Origin of the sequence: Bradyrhizobium sp. 141 (assembly GCF_023074055.1) — a bacterium.
GTDB lineage: Bacteria > Pseudomonadota > Alphaproteobacteria > Rhizobiales > Xanthobacteraceae > Bradyrhizobium.
The window spans coordinates 1-20,225 of record NZ_JADPKR010000069.1 but is presented as its reverse complement, the minus strand read 5'-3'; the positions used below and the strand labels follow the sequence as shown (position 1 = coordinate 20,225).

Here is a 20,225-nt window from a genome sequence, read left to right as displayed (position 1 = left end):
CAAACCATCAGGCCCGCATAAAAGGCTGATACAGCCGTTCGCTCGCATCCACGCTGGCGCCAATACATCGGATTGCTGCAGCCTTTTTCAACGGAATCGGCCATTTGCAGAAGTGAACGGCTTTTCTGTAGGCTCCAGTGACCTTGGCCTCGGCGCGCATCAACCCAGATGAAAAACAGGCGGACCCTGAAGCTCGACGAGCGCAAGCAGCGGCTCGCCAAAATCTTGGAACGGCGGCCCGAGGGCATCTTCGTGGCGGAGTTCGAAGTCGGCGAGCTGGGCCCGCAGTTGTTCGAAGCTGCTGGCAAGATGCGCCTCGAAGGGATCGTCTCGAAGCACCGGGAGCGCGGCTACTGGCCGCGGGTCTGCGGCTGGGTCAAGGCCAAGAACCGTTCGCATCCTGCGTTCAGCCGCGTAGCGGATCAGTTCGGATGACCATGCAGGGCGAGAACTTCAGCCGCCTGATGGAGCTGCTCGTGTAATCTAATTGAACGCATTCCGATCTATGGCGCGCCGTGCAGCCAGGGCGGATTGGCGAGCTGTTCGGCCAGGAAATCTACGAACACGCGGACGCGCGGCGACAGAATTCGGCCAGGCGGATAGACGGCGCAGATTGGCGCCCCGTCGCGATGATTGTATCCGGTGAGCAGCTCCGTCAGCCTGCCGGCCCTGATGTCAGGTCCGACCAATATCTCCGACATGCGGAGGATGCCGACGCCCGCGAGCGCGAGCCGGCGCAGGGCTTCGGTGCTGTTGGCCTCTATCGGGCTGCGGATGCGCATGCTTTGCAGACCGTCAGGGCCATCGAACTCCCAGATATTGAGGCTGCCGCGCGCTGTGATGCCAAGGCAGGTATGGCGTTGAAGGTCGGCTGGCACCATCGGCGTGCCATGTCTTTTGATATAGGGGGCGACGCGCAAATTACGCGCCGATTGGGCGCCAGCCGCCGCACCACAAGCCTTGAATCGCTGTGGGCGGCAACACGGACAGCGACGTCCGTCTCCTCGGCCACCAAGTCGACAAACGCGTCCGTAAACATCAGCTCAAGCTCGATGGCCGGGTAGCGGTCGATGAAAGCGGGCAACATTGGCACGATCAAGCGATGGCCGAAGGCGCTCGGCAAACTGACCCGCAGCCGGCGGCGCGGCTCTGCACCGGGTTGAATCTGCGTTTCAGCCTCTTTGATGTCATTCAGGATACGGCGAGCGCTATCGGCATAGGTGCTGCCTTCTGCCGTCAAGCTGATGCGCCGCGTCGAGCGCTGCAACAGGCGCACGCCAAGGCTGGTCTCAAGGCGACCGATGATTTTGCTGATGGCCGAGGGAGTCATCCGGAGCCCGCGTGCCGCCGACGAGAAGTCGCCCTCCTCGACGACTGACACGAACACGTTCATCGCTTCTTGCCGGTCCATGTCATTTATTTCGATTTGTCATAGATGAACGGAAATTATCATCGATTATCGGCATAGGCGATACATAATATGATCCCTCGCCAGCATGCGAAATGCCGGCAAGGAGGAAGGAATGCGTTCACAGCAGCCAAACCTGCGAGATGGTCACGAGCTACATCGGTGGGCGCGCCGCCAGCGCAGCGTCGCAATCGGGCAATTGTGCCTTCGAATCATTCGCGTGTTCAGCAGCGGTCGGCGTGATCCGTCTAGGGATCATTCGACGTCTTCGCGATCTGTAAACGGCCCATGCGCCGGGCGGCAGCGCGCAGTTTCAGAACGGCCAGGATCTGAGCTGGCGAGTGGTGGCGCGCAGCCAGCTCCTCAATCTCCTCCTTCATAGCGAGCATCCGCCGCAGCTCATCAAATTCAAAGCCCAGGATTTCCATGCTGCTTCTTTGGTAGCGCGCAGCGCTCTCGGCAGTTTCGGATTGCCCGTTTTGACCTTCTCGGTCCGTCAACCCAAACGTTTGCTCGCTGGTTTGCATGCTATGCGCGGGAACATTTGCAGTGTGGCAGCCCTTGGGGTTTGCATGACCATCACGGTCGTGTGATTCGGAAGGCCGACGCGCTATCACCAGCTCGGTGGCGCGGCAGGTTCCAAACCGCTAACTAGCAACCTTCCACGGCAAGCTAGACCCCCTAAGCCCCGGTGGTTCCTGCAGGTATTGTCGAGCAATCTAATGACATTGTACCTGCCCATGATCTGGAGGCGCTGCCGTCTTCCATTTTGCTGATAGATGGGATCTTCCTGCATCGGCCCGAACTGCTCACCTACCGGGACGTTTCAGTATTCCTCCGAACAGACTTTCCTGTGTCCGTTGCGCGGTGCGCCTCGCGCGACGGCTCATCAGCCGATCCTGCGGCTCTATCGAACCGACGCTACGTTGAGGGACAGCGGCTTTATCTTCGGAGCTGTCAACCGGAAGCGAAGGCCACGATCGTAATTGATTATAACGATCCTTCGGCGCCCTCGCTGGTCATCTGAGCAGTTCAAGCGAAAAGGGCGGCTGTGGGTCAAAAGCGCCGTTTTGGTTACGGCCCGCGCGCTTCCTTTCTATACCGGTAATCGGACGCGCTCGGTGTCGGCAGCCACTTCGCAAAAGGGCTAGAAGGTGACATAGCCGGAGCGGCCGCCGCGCGCGCGTCGAGCATGTAGACATCATCAACAGCTTGGTTTTTGATTCCCAGATGCTCCCTTGTCATGCGGGATCAGAGCTCATCGATCGGTCTGTACCTACAGATTTGAGGAGCCGGACGCGATGGTCTTCTGGCGGGCGAGGCATCCTAACATGACGCAGACTAATCGGGCGGCTGCGAGTGCGCCTAAGCCGCGGATATCTGATGACGGCATCAGTTCGACCAGATCGAAAGCAACAATACGCGCCCGACGTGAAACGCCTTGCAGGAGCTCCACGACATCTAAGTAGTTCAATCCGCCCGGCTGCGGGACGAGAACCCCCGGGATAACGCTGGGGTCGAGCCCATCACAGTCGAGTGTCACAATGCAACGAGCGTTCTGCGGAATCAGTTCGAGGACCTGTTGAATGCCGTTCTGGCGAATCATGGCGGCCGTTACGATTTGCGCACCCCAGGCCCGAGCGTCCGCTAGATCGGTCGCCCGCGATCCGCCTATTCCGCGCAATCCGACTTGAACGATCCTTTCTATCCAAGGCATTTCGCTAGCGCGGCGCATGGTGCTCGAAAACGTATGCTTCTGGCCGTCGCGCTCGTCACGCCAGTCTAGGTGTGCGTCAATCTGAAGAATGGTCACCGGGCCATACTTCTCGAACGCATCAAAGAATGGGATGGGCACGGAATCATCGCCGCCAAGCAGAATTGGAACAGCTCCAACTCTAAGGATCGAATCCGTTGTGGATGCGATTAGGGAGCGGTTGCCTTCCGGGCTTCCAGGATCGGTAGTTAGATCACCAATGTCGAAGATGGTGAGCTCAGACGGAAGAAGCGGGCCGTCTTGGTCAAAATCCCACCGCAAAGGGTCTGCTGCGCTTCGTTCGGTGGCGGCACGAACGGCTTGCGGTGCATCGGCCGCATGGCTGCGCAAACCTGCCTGCCAGGGTGTCGCATCGCCGGCTCCGAAAAGAACGATGTCGGCTTGCCGGATCGCCGACAATTCGCACGCACGAGTGCCGAGAAAAGTGACGCGCGGAACGTCGGACAAGCTGTTCATGGTGGGATCATAGCACCGACTAGGGCGCTCGCAACTTGCGGTTTGGGTCAAACCGGGCCTCGCATCACTTGGATTGGACGCAAGTACGTCTCCAATCGACTGAAAGCGGAAAGCTGAAAATGACCAGCCTCACGATTTGATGAGGTCAACATGACCGATATTCTGAGCGTTACCCCTGCCGTTTCGAAACGCACTCCGTGGAATAAGGGAAAGATCGTCGGGCGAAGCCACCCCTCCGCCCAAAGCATGTCTGGTCAATCCGGACCAAGCTCCAGGTCGAAGGCCGGATGCGATATCTGGCGCTGTTCAAGGTGGCCATCGACAGTAAGCTTCGCGGCTGCGACGTCGTAGCGTTGAAAGTCGATGACGTTGCGCCGGGCGGATATGCAGCCGACCGCGCGAGCGTCCGACAGAAGAAGACCGGCCGACCAGTCAAATTTGAACTGACGGAATCGACCCGTCAGGCGATCGACGACTACTTGCGGGTGACCGACAGAAAATCAGGCGAATACCTGTTCCTTGGCAGGCGGCGGACTGGGCACATTATTACCCGCCAGTATGCTCGGCTCCTATCACTGGATCGCTGACATCGGACTAGACCCACACCTGTTCGGGACGCATTCCCTCCTTCGGACCAAGGCGATGTTGATCTATCGGCGAACCGGCAACCTGCGAGCCGTGCAGTTCCTCTTAAGGCACACCAAGATCGAGAGTACGGTTCGATATCTCGGCATCGAGGTTGACGACGCTCTCGCAATAGCAGAACAAGTTGACGTCTGAATTCGGGGGCAGAGCAGACGCACTCTGCTCTGCTCTCGCAGACGGCTCCGGGCCAATCAGCGACATTGGCTCGGCCGCGCAGCCCAGTCACTGCGAGGTCTTAGTGGCTTTCAACGAAATGCTTACGAAAAAACCCGATCATCTCGGGGTGAACTCGTTGCGATCGAAACCCGGCGCATCGGTGCAAGCCGCCGGGTTACCCTGCGCTTCCTTTGGGGTGCAGGTGGCAAGGAAAGAGAAGTGTTTCGGCATTTGTCACGAAGTGCTCGCTTTTTTCCCACGCCACGCGCGCAATCTACGGTATTAACCACAGTCGTTTTCGCAGCCTCTCGACCGTAGTTTGGGCACCGCTCCTGCGGCGCGCAGGGTGCCGCTCGGTGGCACCTTGCTCTTGTTACCAGGCCCCGAAAATGCGGTTTACGCGCGCGAGCTCGTCGATATTGATCTGTCCCGCCGCCGACCGCGACCGGATCTAGGTATGTGCGCGGAGGGATCTTGAATAGATGACCTTCATCACGGGGTCCTGGGGTTCGAGCCCCATCGCGCTCACCGCTTAAGCTGTGATAGTACGGCTCCTCGCGCCACCGCCTCCCAGCTTTCCTTCGCAGACGTCGGCGATCCAGTGCTGCATGACCTCGAAGATAGCGAGGATGGACCCCACCATCAGCGTTCTAAGCCGAAGACCCATTGAGCGGACTGCAAGCGCTATCTGATCCCGCTTCCCACCGTGGGCACCTCAATCACAGAGATCCGAAGGATCGGCCTCAGAAGCCAGCACTGGCGCCGGAAAGGCGATGTGGCGTGCCAGTCCGAATGATAGGCCCGCGCGCGCTGCCCCTCGCAGATGCAGAAAACCCCAGCGCGCGAACGCTGGGGTATTTTCGAAGAAATCATTTGGTCTAAGCAATGGGCTATCAGTAACAGACGATGTCCGTTTCGCTTGTGAAGTAGTTCACAGATCGCAGCAGAAAAGCCAACTAGGTTGAAGGACAGCGCTGCGCGCGCTGTCCCTTTGGGTATTCCTTGTATCCGTCATCTAAGTCCCGTCAGAGTATATGGCCGGGATGTAATGCCCCGGTCAGGGGAATGGCGACGTCCCGGAGCGAAGATACTCCGCTCCGGCGGAATGTTGCCTCGGGGCCACCTCACCCCGTGAAGCAAAATTAGTATTCGTCAAAGGAAGACGACGATGATTGACGACCAGTTGGCGCGTGCACATCGCAACAATATTCAACGCTATCGTCACTTATTGCAAACGAGGTTGACAGAGTTTGAGCGCCAGTTTGTCGAAAGGCGCTTGAGCGAAGAGCAATCGAAGCTGGAGATTCTGGTCAGTTCGTGCTCAAGCAAAGTGCACCGCGACCAATCAGATAGCCTAGATACCTGCGACAGCTTCGGCATTTCGTGCCGAGACGGCTAGCTGGAGCACCGCGGGATACTGCCCCAACCACGTGCGCTCGCTCTCTGGTTGCGGTTGGATCATGGTTTTAGGACTGTTGATCCAATGGCCATCCATTTGATTGTGGCGAAGATTCTCAGAGACGAGCTTGCTTTGCGGGGCACTCGATCCTTAACCGCGGAAGAGTCGGAGGCGATTGCTGCTCGCATCTTTGAGCGGATCACTGAGCTCGAGCTGGAGCTTGCCGCGCGGGATTTCAACATCCCCACGAGCGGCGACGACGGACCAACGTGACGAGCCGGTCGTTGCGATCCACTGCGAGCCAGGCTGGATAACGTACGCAGCGTCTTACGCGGCCTCGCGTCCTCTCGTCCCACTGAATTGTCGCGGCCGTTCAACGCCTGCACGCACACGCGGTGTTGACGCTCGCTTCGCCAGAGAGCTCTAGAAGTGCTCGCCGATGAACGTGATGCGTTCCACCGGCTAAGCGCTTGCTGCACTGCGTCTACGTTCCGCCCTGCACCACATTCCTAGAAACATCGGTATGAAATCACCTCTCAGCATATGAATCCGGATGCGCCGGAACGCGCCTTATGAGTCTGCATTGTCCTTTTGTCTTGTGATTTGTAGTGAGGTCGATCATGCGTCTGCTTTTTGGAATGATCGTGATTGCAACAGTCTCCGCTTGGACGGGGCTTCACGTGACCCCTGCGGTCGGGCAAACATTCAATGACAGATGGTCCATTATTCCAAAGGCTCACGCGGAGCCCGCTCCTGAAGGACTCGATCAGACTAAGAAGGATGAGCCCCAAGCGCAACCTCCGAACGGACAAGAGCCCTTGAAGGATCGTTCAGGCGCTCAATCTTTCAATCGAGTCTTTTCCGGAAAAGCCTCCTACTATTCGTATTTCAAAGGCAAGACAGCGAGCGGTTCGTCGTTTGATCGGAATCTCTTAACCGCGGCGCACCGCCGTCTGCCGTTCGGCACGAGAGTCCGCGTCATTGACCTTGAGACGAATAAGTCGGTGGTGGTTCGTATCACCGACCGCGGACCATGGGTCCGTGGCCGCGTCCTCGATCTCTCGCTCGCCGCCGCGCGCAGCTTGGGTATTACGGATCGTGGCGTGGCTCAGGTTCGTGCTGAGGTGTTATAGCGGACGTCCATCGCCTTGCGAAAACAGGCAACCGCCGCCCTCGCGTCAACGGTCCAGCTTTTGGCCTGAAACGAAATTGCCGTGCCTCTAAAAACCCTGACGCTATCGCGGCCTTCGTATCGGCCCTCACGCTCGTCTATGGAGACGAAGTCGCGCGAACCATGCTCCTGGGGAGTATGAGCCTTGCCACGCTGCTGGAGACGATGTTCTCCGCGCCGATAGCACATCGCGATGCCATCTGATACGTCGCGACTGCCTTAGATGACTTCGCCGTTACACCAGAACTTGGCCCGGTCTGGCACCTTCGCTACCTTGTATGATGAGACGATAGCGCGGAGATCTCGCCTGCCCGCCAAGCTTTCATCGAGACCAATGGTACTCGGCCGCTCGGGATTCAACTTGACCTTCCGCTATTGGGCAACGACCAATCGGCCCACTTTGATAATCGGGGATATTAAAACACTGCGGATGCTCCTGCCAAGGCTCTTATCGCACATAGCGGGAGCGCGCGACGGACCAAATCGATCGGTAGACGATCAAGTACTGCGAGCATCGCATTTTCGGAGAATGCCTCGCCATCGGGATTGGTGAAGATCAGTTCGCCTTGGCGGCCATCACGCATCTCGTCAAGCACCGCCAACGCGGGATCGGTCACGCAACCCCGCGATCAAGAAGATGAGGCGTTGAAACGCAGGCTTACGATCTGCCGCGGCTGCAAGTAGGAGGTTGCAGCTGCTGACCCACGGGCTCGCGGCGCGGCATGGAAACTGCGGCACGAAGTCCAAGCCGATTCCCCTGCCCCGCCGTGTCTATGCTTCCTGACCACGGCGCCGAAGACGATGATCGCGCCATCCACCCAAGGAGATGCCAATGATCCTGGGAACGACGAGCGGTGTCGTCGCCCGAAATTTCGAAGTTGACGTCCGACGCCGGCGAACCACCAGGAGGCTCAACCGTGCTGTGGCTGTAGCGCGCGAGATGGTCGTGCGCGGCGTCCGGCCTCAACCTACCAGCTCACCCTCACGGTTCCTGTCCCGGCATAGGTCTGCGCTTTGCCGGCGAACTCGCCGTCGAACTTGCCGAGCAGGCTGATCGCCCTCGACAGCTTCAGCTCGGCGCCGGCCGAGACCACCGCGGCATCCTTCGCGGGCGTCGCGCCATTGACGATAAAGCTCGCGCCGGGCAGCGCCTGGAACACCGCGGGGAGCGAGGGATCGCTCACCCACTCATGGGCCCAGGCGAGCCGTCCGCGCAGCGTCAGCACCGCGTCGGGCGCAACCAGCACCGCATGATCGAAGCGTGCGCCGAGTTCGCTGCGCACGTCGCTCGCGGAGCGGCCGTGGTAAGAGAGACCAAACCCGCCGGTGAGATCGGTCTCGCTGTAGAAGGGTGTGCGGAACGACTGCGCCTGCGCCGCCGCGTAGGGCGCGATGCATGCGCAATGAAATTCGTTCAAATTCGCCGCCCCCGGCGGCTCTACGCCGCAGCCCCTCCCAAAACCCAAAATATCGTCCCGCGGCGCGCATAATGCCAAGGAGAAAGAACCAGCGCGACCTTCCATTCGGTGAGCACCCATTTTCGCACGCTGCACTTCCTTCTGCATGGATAATCTGACTAAGGCAACGAAATCCGTCCACCTCGAAGGATGTCTGAATTTGTGAAGATTTTCGATGCCCGCCCCATGACGGTGGGGCGGCGCCAGCGGGGCCGGCTTCCGCAAACCTCCAGGGGAGGAAACCGTGCTGCAGGGACGTAAAGCCGCGCCGTAGGCGTTATGGGGATTTGAGGGCCGCGGGTGAGGTGTGTGATTTGAGCTGAGCCGGCTGAGCGAGCTCGCCGACAGTGAAGCGGCTCACGAAAGAGCGGCGGGTCGCGTCAAGCGTGGTGAACTGTCGGACGATTTGCGGCGACTGGCGGATATTTGACCGCGCTCTGCCGTGGCCGGTCGAGAGGCAGCGAGCAAGACAAGCAGATTTGCCGGATTGGGACGTGGTCATAAGGTGTCGATCCTGATGACGCTCGTTGGCGCGGTCGGCCGATATCGTGGCGTTGCGCCCCGCTCGAAGACCTCGATGATGACCATGCGACCGCCGCAGCATGGACAGCTCGGCTTGGTTTGATCTGCGGCGGCGGCTGGCCTTCATGCGAATCGCCGGGATCGTCCAAAGTTCGCCTTCCACTTCTGCGGCTGGCTCCATGTCGGCAGCTTCATTGAAACGGCACGCGGTCAGGATGATCCAGCGAAGCATGCTGGCAGCGTCGCTCGTGTCGCTGGCCAAGGACCGCCAGAACTGCGGCATCTCTTCATAGGGCAACGCCGGGTGGTGCTTCACGTCTGACTTACGGCGCCTGGCAAGCACCTGGTCAAGATGATCGCGCCGCAGGGCGGGGTTTTACGTTCGAACTCAACTGGGCTGACGTATCCGATCGTCGAATGACGCCGGACAGCGTTGTAGAACCGCTCGATATAGTCGAACACATCTGCTTTGGCCTCGTTCCTGGTGCGGTAGGTTCTGCGCTCGGTGCGTTCGGTCTTCAACGACGAGAAGAAGCTCTCCATCGCCGCATTGTCCCAGACGTGCCGGACCGGCTCATGCTGCAGACGATTCCGCTGTCAGCCATCAGCGCTGGAATTGTTCGCTGGCGTATTGGCTGCCGCGATCGGAGTGATGCATCAGGGCGTCCGGCTTGCCTCGTCGCCAGACGGCCATCAGAAGGGCGTCTGCAACCAACTGGGCCGTCATATTGGCGCTCATCGACCAGCCGACCACCCGTCGCGAGAATAGATCAATCACGGCGGAGACGTAGAGCCAACCTTCAGCGGTCCAGATGTAGGTTTGAAGTCGGCGATCCACTTCTGGTTCGGCCGCTCTGCCGCAAACTAACGGTCCAGAAGGTTCGCCGGCACGTTCGCTACCTGGCGATCGCCGTCATCCTTCGGCAGACGCCGGCGCCGTGGCCTCGCGCGCAAGGCCTGCAGGCGCATCAGCCGCTCGATCCGGTGCAGTCCGCATTCAACGCCATCTGCCAAAAGGTCTCTCCAGACGCGCCGTGCGCCGTAGGTCCGGTCGCTGGCGAGGAAGCTTGCTTGGCCTGCTGGCCTACCGTCTCGTCACTTCGGGATCTGGCGCTGGGCGATCGGTTCAGCCAGGCATGGAAGCCCGACCGGGATACCCCATTGCTTCGCATAGCCATGCCACCGGCCAGACATTCCGGTGCTTCGCGATGAAGCCGAACTTCATGTCGCTTCCTTCGCGAAGTAGGCAGCGGCCTTCCTAAGAAACAGCCGGATTGGCGTCCGTCGGAATGGCCTGCAACACGAAGCCCAGAGATTTGGCCCGGCGCTGAAGGTTGGCGAGAACGCGGCTGCGATATTGTTGCTCATATTGGTCGGCACCTGGATCCCTGTAGCTCATGCCGTGCCGGAGGGTGTTGTAAAATAGAACCGCAATCTTGCGGGCGGTCGCTGTCACCGCCTTTGACTTACCCGCACGTAAGGACAGGCGGCGATAGAATGCTCCGAGCGCCGTATCGCTTCGCCCCACCGTGGTGGCCGCCAACCGCAACAGTGCGGCAGCCCGGCTGGAAGATCTCCGGGTGCGCGAAGAAAGCACTTTGCCGCCGGAGATTTTGTTGCCCGGTGCAAGGCAGAGCCAGGACGTGAAGTGCTTGGCGCTCGGCCATGCCCTCAAATCCGTGCCGCACTCGCCGATAAGCTTCAATGCGAGCGACGGACCCAGTCCATGGATCTCAGTCAGATCGACGCCGAGCACGCCGTACAGCGCGGTCCTGACGTCAAAGGTGGGCGTGTTGATCTGTTTGGTCTTGATGCGCGGCTTGGATAGCTTCCCGATCGGCTTTGCCCCTTTATTTCCTAGCGCGGCGATCAGGACTTCGAGCTTGCGGTCACAGTCCAGCATCTTCGCCTGGTAGACGTCGTAGAGTTCTAGCGATTGGCTCAGGGCGAAGACATGTTCGTGCCGGTCGTTGCCTACCAGTGCCGCGCGAATGGTCTCGGTGGATGAATGGCATCGCACGTCCCGATAGGTTGCCAAAACATCAGGATTGCGCTCGCCTGCAACAATGGCCCGGATAATCCGCATGCCAGTGGCGCCCGTGATGTCCGAGACGACATGATGGAGCTGCAGGTTCATCTCCATCAAGGCCTTTTGCATATGCTGGATATGGGCGGCGGCATATTCCACAAGCCGCTCGCGCTGCCGCAAATAGGCCCGCAGTGTTGCGATCTCGGCATCGGGTCGGAAGCTGCCTCGTAGCAGTCCATAGGAATGAAGCTGGCGTAACCACGCGGCATCGCTGACGTCGGTCTTGCGTCCGGGCACGTTCTTGGCGTACCGGCCGTTGACCAGAATAACCTCAAATCCACGCTGCTCCAGGATTTCATAGGCTGGGATCCAATAGACCCCGGTGGATTCCATCGCGACACTGGTCACGCCGCATGCGCTAAACCAATCCGCCAGATCATGGAGATCTTGTGTAAATGTGCCGAACGCGCGCACGGGAATGTCAGTGCAGTCCGGGTTCACCGCAGCCATGTGCATCTTTGATCCGATGTCGATGGCGGCCGCGCTGACGTTGACTGGCTTCAATTCCGGCCGGTCACCGGTCGCCCTCTGGGGCATCGCAAATCCTCCATTCACTCATGAGCGGAAGGGTCTGGGTTATGCCAATCGTCATCTTCCTATTCGGGATCGCAGCCGAAGCGGCGTCACCACTCTCAAGTCCGCATGCACCCATGGACCACGTTTTTTAACGGGACAGTGCCTCCAATAAGCTGACGGCCGCTACCCTCCCAGCCGCAGAGGATAACACAGTGCTGTTTCTACCCCGCACAGGCGCGCAACGGCCCTGGACACTTTTTTTAGGATGTCCCGCTCCGCCTTCAGCTTATTCACCTCGCGTCGCAGCCGCTCGATCTCCAATTGCTCGGGCTTCATTTGCCCGTGCCCGGGGAAAGCCTGCACAGGGTCGGAGCCGAACTCCTTCACCCACTTGCGCAGCACGTTTTCATGAACGCCCAGGTCGCGGCCTGCTTGCGCCACGACACCCCGCGTTCCCTGATAAGCTTGACCGCCTCGACCTTGAACTCTCGACTGAATTTCCGTCTGCATGACCAACCTCCGGCTTCATGAAACACCCAATCTCGGTGTCTATCAAACCGGCAGCAGCTCAAAGGTCACACGTTCGTATCGTGTCGGGTGCGCCAATTTCCTTATGTGTTGCAACACCGTATTGGCGCCGTTATGCACTATGGAGTTCGGCACGATTTAATCGAGTAAGCAGTCTCGTAGTGGCTTTGCGACTATTGGATGTCAGCGGGTGTTGCAGACCGCGTCGATGGCCATCCATGTCCGTCTGCCAGTCCGGAGAGGCTGATTTTGATCCAGCGGTGCCCATCGTTCGAAGAAGCGCCAAACTAAGGTAGGCTCGGGCGGATGCTCCGACCACGATTGCGCCCTCTGATACTTGAATTCCCCACCGGCCTTCCGGAAGGTCTGCCGCGCTCTCCGCTTGTTAGTCCCCGACAAGCGTGCCGATCAGTTGGAGCAGGGCCTGGTGTTCGGGGCCGTTTCCACCAGCACGAAGGAATTGTCCAATCTCGGTCCGCGAGGTCCGTCCACCAGAGCTAACGTTCGGCTCATGCTCCACCATCGGGACACCCGATTCCCGATCTCGGACTAGCCGCCAAACATCACCATTCGCGCTTTCGTAGAGAACTCTCGCGGTCATGCCTTTCAACAACTCTGGTTTGGCAGTGTTCCTGGAGCTGCGCAGGGTACGAACCAATTACGAGGCCGGGCGTTGAATGCACCTATGTCAGACGCTTTTGATTATTTCCGGGCCTACGCTGTCCGGGCCCTGTGCAAGGCTCGGGCAATGCCTCGCGGAAGGATGAAACAGCTGCAGACCGTGGTTGGGCGGATTTACCACCTCCTCACCAAGGAGGCCGCGTACGGCCCGACCTACATCATTTGGACGACTTCCGGGCGGCGCAGGAGCTCGAGCTGTCGCTAGATGATGGCGTCAGGGTCAAGGAGAGCTCTGACGTCCAACGATCCGGCCGGCGCAAGGTCGTGTCCCGCGGGGGCGTGCAAGTAAGCGTTTCAAGAAAACTAAGCGAGAAGGGAAACGGATCGAGTGGCCGCCGCTGATACCCGAACCGTGGCGAAGCTTTTACGAGAATACGCGCGGCGGACTGCGTTGCGTGGAGGCAATCCGTACCGTGCCAAGGCGTATTCCCGCGCTGCGGACAGTCTCGCCGCGATTGTGGTCCCGCTCCACGTCCTGATTGAGGAGGATCGCCTGACCGAAATTCCTGGCGTGGGCGACGCCATCGCCGACATCATCACGAAGCTGCATCGCACGGAAAGCCATCCTAGTTTGGAGAAGCTACGCAAAGAGATTCCCGCGGGCGTTCTCGAACTCCTGACAGTCCCGGGATTGCGGCCGGAGAAGGTGCTTCGGCTCTATAAGGATCTCGGGATCACTTCCCTCGCAGAATTGGAAACCGCAGCCAAGCAAGACCGCGTCAAGAAAGCCAAAGGATTGGGTGCGGCGCTGCAGACCAAAATCCTGCAAAACCTCGCGATCGCGAAGAGTGGAGAGGGCCGCCTTCATTTGCACCGTGCCGCCGCCCTGCTCGAACATGGCAAGGTGTCGCTTCAGAACGCCCGGCCCGACCTGAAGCACATAACCTTCGCCGGCGATTTTCGGCGCGGGTGCGAACTCGTGGCGGACCTCGCCCTGGTCGCCGAAGCTCCGACGGCGGAGGACGGGCCCGCTGCCGTCGATTCCGGTGGGCTCCAGGTACACCTCACGGACCGGAAACATTTCGGCGCGACACTGCTGCACGCCACAGGTTCGGCCGGGCACATCGAGCAGCTCCGGGTACTCGCCGAACGGGAGGGCATGAAGCTCGAAACCGACGGGCTCCGGAAGGGCCGGCAGCTGATCGCCGCTAAAGAACGGGATATCTACGATGCGCTCAACCTTCCCTTCATTGAGCCGGAGCTCCGAGAGGGGCGGGGTGAGATCGAGCTGGCGCTGAAAGGCAAGTTGCCGAAGCTGGTCACAGACGGCGATCTGCATGGCATCCTGCATTGTCACACCGACGCGTCCGACGGCACAGAGACGCTGGAGACGATGGCCCAGGCGACGCGCAAACGCGGCTTCCAATATTTCGGAGTAGCCGATCACTCCAAGTCGGCGCACTACGCTGGCGGACTGTCGACCGAACACATCGAGCAGCAGCATCACGAGGCCGACCGGCTCAACAGGAGGTTTGGCAAGGATTTCCGGATCCTGAAGGGCATCGAGTCGGACATCCTGGTCGATGGCTCGCTGGACTATCCGGACGACGTGCTGGACAGCTTCGATTTCGTGGTCGCAAGTATCCACGGTCGCTTCAAACTGGACAGGAAAGCGCAGACGGAGCGCCTGCTACGCGCTATCGCTAACCCATACACTACGATCATTGGCCACATGACGGGCCGACAGCTTCAGCGCCGTCCAGGTTACGAAATGGACGTCGAGAAGGTGTTGCGCGCCTGCGCCAAGTACCGCGTCGCGGTCGAGATCAATGCGCATCCCTGGCGACTAGACCTGGATTGGCGCTGGCACCGGACCGCCTTGGATTTTGGCTGTCTACTGAGCATCAATCCTGATGCGCACTCGATCGCGGAGCTCGATCATATGCACTGGGGTGTCGAGATGGCCCGAAAAGGCGGTGTATCGGCAAAGCGAGTGCTGAACGCGATGCCGCTGTCGGCGATCACGCGATACCTCCGCAGTAGGCGGCGCTCTCTGGCAAGGGCGGCCTGACGCGGCGATGAAGGAATTCATGGTACCTAGTGGTAGTGCCGTGCGCTGCAGCTTCCAACGGACATCCGGTCGGCATCTGCTACGCTCGGGAAATACCGCAATTCATTGCCAGCCCGAGACACTAGCTTCTTTCCATCCCCTTTCAACCTCCGTTTGATTTAGGTCAATGGTCCCCTATTGCGTGGAACTTTCTTCCCATGAACCAGCCCGACGAGCGAGGTCCGGTCAGAGAAACGCCGAAGCCCAAGCCGTTGCGCTTGGAGGGAGGCCCGGCGAGCTATCGAGGAATACGCGAACGATCTACGGGAGATCATCAAGAAACTCCGCACCGCAGCTCCATTGAGCCGCTGGGACCGCGTATCTCAGCCCCGCTGTCATGGGTTGAATTGGATGGCGCGCGAATGCATCAAACGCAGTATTCTCCTACATCGCCGGCTGGCGCACGCGCCGGCGACTGAGAGACCGATCGCGCTCCCGCCTTCCTTGACGGGAGCCATTAATGTCCCTGTTGCCGAACGCCTCAAGCTTGCTCGTCGCCACGTCGCCAAGTGTCGTCAGATCATTGAACGGCAACAACTTATCGTACGCAACGGCGCTTTAAACAACGCAGAAGCTCTCGAGCTACTAGCGCTCTTCGAGACAACGCAGGCAATCTTCGAGGATGATCTCGACCGTCTCCTGCGAGAAGAGAGCGCCCAGCTTTCAACGCCGCGGCCTTGCCACATACCCGGCGCGAAACCTAAGCCGGTCTCTTCTTCGCTCTCCTCAGCGCCCGAAGCTCTCTCCAGCCATGGGCGGGGGCCTTTCGTGAATCGCAGTCGAACGCGGGCAGCCCACTTGAACTTGGCAGCGCCAACTCACCGACCGGTCCTGGCCGGTATCGCATTTCCTCGCTGCCAGCTTGGCGGTGGAGCTCGAGTTCGCCGACGGCCGCTAGCGCCAGAACAGTGCAAGCAGCAGGATGACGGGAAGCGGGATGCCTAAGAGCCACAATAGGGCGCCTCTGCCGAATGTCATGGTCAATCCTCCTCCTTTCTAACCTTCAAGCCGCAACCACGTCCGCGGTTCCAACCGATTGGAACTTGCGTACGAATTTGATCTTGAATCCAAAGTCGTATTTGAGGAGGTAAACATGGCCACACGCGCGGTACCGCACGCTTTCTTCGCCTGGACCTGGTCACCTGTCCTGGCGGGCGTATTTGCTTCATTAGTCGTCCAAATACTGCTGACCATGCTGGGCTTTGGCATTGGCCTGCTCGCCATCGACACTCCGACCGCCGCCTCCGCGCCTGCCAGCGCTGGCTGGCCCGCCTTCGTCTGGTGGGCAGTTTCGGGCATCATCGCCGCATTTATCGGCGGCGCCATCGCAGCCGCTAATTCCCCCGATCAGAGCGGTTTGGGCCGTGTCGGACATGCCTTGGGTGCGTGGGCGGTCGCCACCGTCATCGTGGTGGCGGCAGCAGCGATGATACCTGCTTCGGCTGCCAGCATCGCGGGCAACCTCGCCGGCCCGAGCTATGCGGCGAATGCCCGCGTCGCATATTATTCGAACAACCCGGCTAACCCGACGCGCGAAACCGTCGGCTCGACGACCAGGCCGGCAACGCCGGCTCAAATGGAGGAGGCGCGCAAGCACCTCGCCTATGCCATGCTTGCCAGTTTCTGCGCGCTTCTGTTGGGCGCCGGAGCTGCCTATGCCGCCGGAATGGCAACCACCGCCCGAACGGTCGAAGATGCAGCAAGACCGGTTACTTGAGACCGCTTAGCTATCTCGCTCCTGTTACGGCAAGCAAGCTGCCAGATCGCCGCTACGACCACTTGATCGCGTGGGGCGAGAGTTCAGCCATGACGACATCGTCCGATTCCGCCAAACTCAAGGCGGCGAACACCAAGCTCAACACCGTGGCGCTTCGCAAAGGCGTCGACTGCAAGGCCACAAGAAATGGAGGTACACATGAGACGTACGATAATAGCAATCGTGTGCATTTTGCTGGCGACGCCAGGACTGGCGCAATCCGTCAGCGAGAAGACCGGCGTCAATTCCGTGCTCGGGGTCAGCCCCTCGACGGTGGATTTTGTCAAGCAGGTCGCGATATCGGATATGTTTGAAATCGAGTCCAACAAGCTCGCACAACAGAAGGGCAATGCGACGGAGAAGACGTTTGCTTCCCAGATGGTAACGGACCACACCAAGACGAGCACTGAGCTGAAAGGACTGGTATCCAGCGGCAAGGTGAAAGCCGAATTGCCGAGCACTCTCGATTCATCGCATCAAAGCAAGCTCGACAAGCTCAAGGGCGCCAGCGGTAACGACTTCAGCTCCGAGTTCAATTCGATGCAGGTCAGCGCCCATAAGGATGCCGTCGACCTGTTCGAGCGATATGCCAAGGGCGGCGACAATGCGGATCTGAAGGATTGGGCCGGCAAGACCTTGCCCGCGCTTAAGCATCACCTTGACATGGCGCAGGATCTCGACAAGAAGCCTCCACCTACGGTCGGCGAGGGGAAGAAATAGGGGAGAAGGGAGCCGCTGCTCCGCGGCTCCCTCTTAATTTTCTGGTGTTCATTGTGAAGACCGCAGACACCGAGGATTGGCGATGCAGCGCCACTGGATTCGTCCAACGAGCGTGCCGGCTGGTTGCGGCTAAGCCGCCTTGATTGATCGCGGCTTCCGCCAGCTTGTTTAGCGCGACGTCCGTTTTCTTTTCTTCCTCAAGCGTCTGTTTGGACAGCCTGAGTCATGCCGAGTTGTTCAGCCCAGGCAATCAACGTCCCGTAGCGCGATATTTCGTAATGCTCAACGGCCTGAGCACCCGAGAGAAGGCTCGCATCCAGCGCCGGAGAATCTTCGAAATCCTCTATCACTTCTTCGCCCTCCTCGACCAGCCCGAGGATAGCGGGGCAGGTTTTGCCCTTGGGAGCCTGCGTCATCATTTTGAAAACTTGCTGCAGACGCTGAACTTGACCCCTCGGTCTCGCCGGCATGCTTTTCACAACTTCAAGATTGACCGGAGAGTTGGTCGCGACCACTACGTCGGCGGCCCGCACCTCGAGCCCGGACGAAACTTTCACGACGACCTCGTCCAACTTGTGCTCGATGCTCTCGACACAGCTGTCAGCGTAAAGTTTCGCGCCGGCGCGCTGCAGGGCGCTTGCCAGCCCGGCGAGATATTTCGTGGGATGAAAGCGCGCCTGCCCAGGGAAGCGCAGCGATCGTACCACGCCATCGGAGTGGAACGGCGTCGGCGCCATGCGGTCCTCGACGGGAATTCCGAGCCGCTGGCAGCACTCGAGTTCCTCATCCAGAAGGGAGTTCGGCGTCTCCGGCGCCGGCACCCAGAGACCGTCGACCCGGCAGAAATCGCAATCGATGTTTTCGACAGCATGCGGGGACACCGCGAAAAGCGCTGAGGCGCATCCTCTGGTCGGCCCATGCATTGCCGGGATTTCAATTGCCTGACCGTCGGCTCCGCGGCGGACTCAACGACCTACTTTGACGATGACTCCTTCGTTCGGCTTCAGGTGGATTGGTCCCGCTACCTTTTCCTGCTTGCAGTCTAGCCCGGTCGATAACAATCGGACGCCGCAGCCTTCCCACTCCCAAAGCCGTGGTTCTCCGGAAATATTGCGGCCAACGAGGATTTCCGTATCGTTCATCCTGCGTCCGAACGAGAAGACGTCGTTCTGTGCGCGGCGTGGCAGATACTCTCCCTGCAACAGGCAAGGCTCGTCCCGACGCAATGCAATGAGTTCACGGTAGAGGTTCAAGAGCGAATTCCGATCGCCCTGTTGCGCTTTGATATTGCGGGTGCGATCCCGGCTCAGTGGCAGCCAGGGTTCGCCACTGGTAAACCCGCCTCCCTACGTGTCATCCAACGCAAGGGTGCCCGCTCGGGATCGCGACCGAGGTCAAATCCCTTCATGAGTTTTTCGAAGGGGTCCTGGATCCTCTCCGGTGGAATCTGCACCTGCTCGGAGCCCATCTCATCCCCGGCGAACAGAAACGGCGTCCCTCTAATGGTCATTAACAGCATCGCAAGAATACGTGCCTGAGCCTGACCGACCTTGCTGGCGACCCGGTGTTTGTCATGGCCGCCGATGGGCTGGGTCTACGAGATCAAGGCCGACGGCTACCGCGCACAACTCCATCTTGAAGATGAGAACGTCAAAGTCTATTCGCGCACGGGGTTGGATTGGACCGAACAGTTCTCGTCATCGCGGCCGCCGGAGGCAAGCTGAACGTGGAGAGTGCGATCATCGACGGCGAAGCCGTGGTGTACGGCCGCGGCGGACTGCCCGACTTTCAGCAGCTCAGGCGCGAGCTAGGCAAAAAGCGCAGCGAGCGTGTGCGTTATCACGCATTCGATCTCCTCTACCTCGATGGCCACGATCTGCGTGCGGTCGCGTATGAGGATCGCAAGCGTTTGCTGCAGAGCCTGCTCAAGCGGGCACCAGAGACTTTCATCTTCGTCGAAGCTCTCGAGGTGTCATTCGGCCTGCAATATTTGCAAGCCGATTGACAGACTTCCGCGAAAGAGCCACCCGCGCAGTGAGCATCAAAGGCGGTCCGCCGCTTTCGCCGCCGCGACTACGATCAGGAGCTAGCCAAAGGCGCCGCCGCCGGGCACGATCCTATCTATCCCGCGCGGTTGCATGGTCGACGGCCCGCGGTGGGAGGAGCAATTCCGGCAAGCGCTGATCGGCCGCGTGGTGGGCATCTATCAGGCGCGGGCCAACCTGCCACTGATCGAGGGGGCCCGCCAAACACCTGGAAGGCGATGCCTAAAGTAGTCCTCAGCCTCTCTGGCGACCGCTTCATGAAAACAGCCCGCTGGATCAGGTCCAGCGGACTATTTATTTTCGCTTCTATTTTCCCTTCATCTTCGGGTCGTTCATGGTCGCCCCTGGGTTGGCCGAGCTCGGGCTGCTCGATGCTCCTTGACCGCTGGCCGCGGCTGGAGAATTGCCGCCGCCTCCCGATCCCGCACCTGCGCCTCCGCCGTCTCCACCTGATCCCGCACCTGCGCCGCCGCCGGCTCCACCCGATCCAGCGCCCGCGCCGGCCCCTGCTCCGCCCGCTCCTCCGCCGGCACCGCTCCCAGCGCCACCCTGCGCGGAGGCGGCAGCGATTGATCCGAACACAAGGGCGGCTGCGAGGATAATCTTGCCAATCTTCATGGTCGTTTCCTCCTGTTGAAGTTTGCGTGCAACCGACCGCCGTAACCTTCGTTCCTAAGCTGGTGCAGGACCAAACGAGAGGTGCCACATGGGCAAGGATACTCCACTCAAACCAGACGACTTCACTGTGGAGGTCTAGTCATCTGGAACGCAAGTTCGTCACATTAGTTGATAGCTCGAATCTCTGCAGAGGAGAGTGCGAGTGGCGAATGCAGGTGAGCGAGGCCGGCCGAT

18 protein-coding genes and 4 pseudogenes are annotated in these 20,225 nt (G+C 59.8%); 10 read left to right on the top strand and 12 right to left on the bottom strand.

The features are described from left to right. The first annotated feature begins 168 nt into the window (after positions 1-168). Complete coding sequence (locus IVA81_RS19220) at positions 169-435, top strand: hypothetical protein (RefSeq protein WP_247320903.1); 267 nt, start codon at positions 169-171, stop codon at positions 433-435. Between the two features lie 68 nt (positions 436-503). On the opposite strand, the gene IVA81_RS40415 is transcribed toward IVA81_RS19220, so the two are convergent. From IVA81_RS40415 to IVA81_RS19205, 4 genes are all read right to left on the bottom strand, one after another. After that, positions 504-878 carry a LysR substrate-binding domain-containing protein gene (locus tag IVA81_RS40415; protein WP_346659402.1) on the bottom strand — a complete coding sequence of 125 codons (375 nt, stop codon included), beginning with the start codon at positions 876-878 and terminating at the stop codon, positions 504-506. Then, positions 761-1,411 carry a LysR family transcriptional regulator gene (locus IVA81_RS40410; RefSeq protein WP_346659401.1) on the bottom strand — a complete coding sequence of 217 codons (651 nt, stop codon included), beginning with the start codon at positions 1,409-1,411 and terminating at the stop codon, positions 761-763. Before IVA81_RS40410 ends, IVA81_RS40415 begins: the two co-directional genes overlap by 118 nt. Positions 1,412-1,656: 245 nt before the next feature. After that, on the bottom strand, positions 1,657-1,836 hold the full coding sequence (locus tag IVA81_RS19210) for a hypothetical protein (RefSeq protein ID WP_247320902.1): 180 nt from the start codon (positions 1,834-1,836) through the stop codon (positions 1,657-1,659). Between the two features lie 848 nt (positions 1,837-2,684). Then, entirely contained in the window at positions 2,685-3,638 is a 954-nt protein-coding gene (locus IVA81_RS19205; RefSeq protein WP_247320900.1) for an arginase family protein, read from the bottom strand. Positions 3,639-3,788: 150 nt separating this feature from the next. Between IVA81_RS19205 and IVA81_RS19200 the strand changes: the two are divergent. From IVA81_RS19200 to IVA81_RS19185, 4 genes and pseudogenes are all read left to right on the top strand, one after another. After that, a pseudogene (locus IVA81_RS19200) lies at positions 3,789-4,418 on the top strand (tyrosine-type recombinase/integrase). A 1,189-nt stretch (positions 4,419-5,607) separates the two neighbouring features. Continuing rightward, positions 5,608-5,838 (top strand): hypothetical protein, encoded by a 231-nt coding sequence (locus tag IVA81_RS19195; protein WP_247320899.1) that lies wholly within the window; start codon positions 5,608-5,610, stop codon positions 5,836-5,838. 84 nt (positions 5,839-5,922) lie between these two features. Continuing rightward, the gene (locus tag IVA81_RS19190; protein ID WP_247320897.1) at positions 5,923-6,111 is read left to right on the top strand and encodes a hypothetical protein; all 189 of its coding nucleotides are present in this window, start codon (positions 5,923-5,925) and stop codon (positions 6,109-6,111) included. Between the two features lie 347 nt (positions 6,112-6,458). Then, entirely contained in the window at positions 6,459-6,971 is a 513-nt protein-coding gene (locus tag IVA81_RS19185) for a septal ring lytic transglycosylase RlpA family protein (RefSeq protein WP_247320895.1), read from the top strand. Positions 6,972-7,425: 454 nt separating this feature from the next. Here IVA81_RS19185 and IVA81_RS19180 read toward each other — a convergent pair whose 3' ends face one another. The 6 genes and pseudogenes from IVA81_RS19180 to IVA81_RS19155 all read right to left on the bottom strand — a co-directional run. Continuing rightward, the gene (locus IVA81_RS19180) at positions 7,426-7,626 is read right to left on the bottom strand and encodes a hypothetical protein (RefSeq protein WP_247320893.1); all 201 of its coding nucleotides are present in this window, start codon (positions 7,624-7,626) and stop codon (positions 7,426-7,428) included. 351 nt (positions 7,627-7,977) lie between these two features. Continuing rightward, complete coding sequence (locus IVA81_RS19175) at positions 7,978-8,427, bottom strand: autotransporter outer membrane beta-barrel domain-containing protein (RefSeq protein ID WP_247320889.1); 450 nt, start codon at positions 8,425-8,427, stop codon at positions 7,978-7,980. Between the two features lie 316 nt (positions 8,428-8,743). Next, positions 8,744-9,304 (bottom strand): hypothetical protein, encoded by a 561-nt coding sequence (locus IVA81_RS19170; protein ID WP_247320887.1) that lies wholly within the window; start codon positions 9,302-9,304, stop codon positions 8,744-8,746. After that, positions 9,301-10,246: pseudogene (locus IVA81_RS19165) on the bottom strand (IS3 family transposase); the annotation flags it as partial. The pseudogene IVA81_RS19165 and the gene IVA81_RS19170, both read right to left, overlap by 4 nt. Continuing rightward, positions 10,247-11,614, bottom strand: coding sequence for an IS110 family transposase (locus IVA81_RS19160; protein WP_247320885.1), 1,368 nt, complete (start codon positions 11,612-11,614; stop codon positions 10,247-10,249). Positions 11,615-11,848: 234 nt separating this feature from the next. Next, positions 11,849-12,129, bottom strand: a pseudogene (locus IVA81_RS19155) (transposase); the annotation flags it as partial. A 677-nt stretch (positions 12,130-12,806) separates the two neighbouring features. Between IVA81_RS19155 and IVA81_RS40670 the strand changes: the two are divergent. The 4 genes and pseudogenes from IVA81_RS40670 to IVA81_RS19140 all read left to right on the top strand — a co-directional run. Next, a pseudogene (locus IVA81_RS40670) lies at positions 12,807-13,006 on the top strand (hypothetical protein); the annotation flags it as partial. A 124-nt stretch (positions 13,007-13,130) separates the two neighbouring features. Next, entirely contained in the window at positions 13,131-14,813 is a 1,683-nt protein-coding gene (locus IVA81_RS19150; RefSeq protein ID WP_247320883.1) for a DNA polymerase/3'-5' exonuclease PolX, read from the top strand. Positions 14,814-15,945: 1,132 nt separating this feature from the next. Further along, a complete protein-coding gene (locus IVA81_RS19145) occupies positions 15,946-16,569 on the top strand; it encodes a hypothetical protein (protein ID WP_247320881.1) in 624 nt (207 codons plus the stop codon). 198 nt (positions 16,570-16,767) lie between these two features. Then, positions 16,768-17,328, top strand: a complete 561-nt coding sequence (locus tag IVA81_RS19140; RefSeq protein ID WP_247320879.1) for a DUF4142 domain-containing protein — start codon at positions 16,768-16,770, stop codon at positions 17,326-17,328. 197 nt (positions 17,329-17,525) lie between these two features. On the opposite strand, the gene IVA81_RS19135 is transcribed toward IVA81_RS19140, so the two are convergent. Next, positions 17,526-18,251: a DUF892 family protein gene (locus tag IVA81_RS19135; RefSeq protein ID WP_247320876.1), complete on the bottom strand. Its 726-nt coding sequence runs from the start codon at positions 18,249-18,251 to the stop codon at positions 17,526-17,528. A gap of 42 nt (positions 18,252-18,293) precedes the next feature. Then, positions 18,294-18,581 carry a DUF3459 domain-containing protein gene (locus tag IVA81_RS19130; protein ID WP_247320875.1) on the bottom strand — a complete coding sequence of 96 codons (288 nt, stop codon included), beginning with the start codon at positions 18,579-18,581 and terminating at the stop codon, positions 18,294-18,296. Positions 18,582-19,054: 473 nt separating this feature from the next. Here IVA81_RS19130 and IVA81_RS19125 point away from each other — a divergent pair, with 473 nt between their 5' ends. Beyond that, positions 19,055-19,333 (top strand): hypothetical protein, encoded by a 279-nt coding sequence (locus IVA81_RS19125; protein WP_346659400.1) that lies wholly within the window; start codon positions 19,055-19,057, stop codon positions 19,331-19,333. The last annotated feature ends 892 nt before the right edge of the window (positions 19,334-20,225 follow it).

Coding starts and splice junctions, on each gene's coding strand:
- IVA81_RS19220 (WP_247320903.1), top strand. CDS start 169: ATGAAAAACAGGCGGACCCTGAAGCTCGACGAGCGCAAGCAGCGGCTC.
- IVA81_RS40410 (WP_346659401.1), bottom strand. CDS start 1,411: ATGGACCGGCAAGAAGCGATGAACGTGTTCGTGTCAGTCGTCGAGGAG.
- IVA81_RS19190 (WP_247320897.1), top strand. CDS start 5,923: ATGGCCATCCATTTGATTGTGGCGAAGATTCTCAGAGACGAGCTTGCT.
- IVA81_RS19160 (WP_247320885.1), bottom strand. CDS start 11,614: ATGCCCCAGAGGGCGACCGGTGACCGGCCGGAATTGAAGCCAGTCAAC.
- IVA81_RS19210 (WP_247320902.1), bottom strand. CDS start 1,836: ATGGAAATCCTGGGCTTTGAATTTGATGAGCTGCGGCGGATGCTCGCT.
- IVA81_RS19195 (WP_247320899.1), top strand. CDS start 5,608: ATGATTGACGACCAGTTGGCGCGTGCACATCGCAACAATATTCAACGC.
- IVA81_RS19135 (WP_247320876.1), bottom strand. CDS start 18,251: ATGCATGGGCCGACCAGAGGATGCGCCTCAGCGCTTTTCGCGGTGTCC.
- IVA81_RS19145 (WP_247320881.1), top strand. CDS start 15,946: ATGGCCACACGCGCGGTACCGCACGCTTTCTTCGCCTGGACCTGGTCA.
- IVA81_RS19185 (WP_247320895.1), top strand. CDS start 6,459: ATGCGTCTGCTTTTTGGAATGATCGTGATTGCAACAGTCTCCGCTTGG.
- IVA81_RS19205 (WP_247320900.1), bottom strand. CDS start 3,638: ATGAACAGCTTGTCCGACGTTCCGCGCGTCACTTTTCTCGGCACTCGT.
- IVA81_RS19140 (WP_247320879.1), top strand. CDS start 16,768: ATGAGACGTACGATAATAGCAATCGTGTGCATTTTGCTGGCGACGCCA.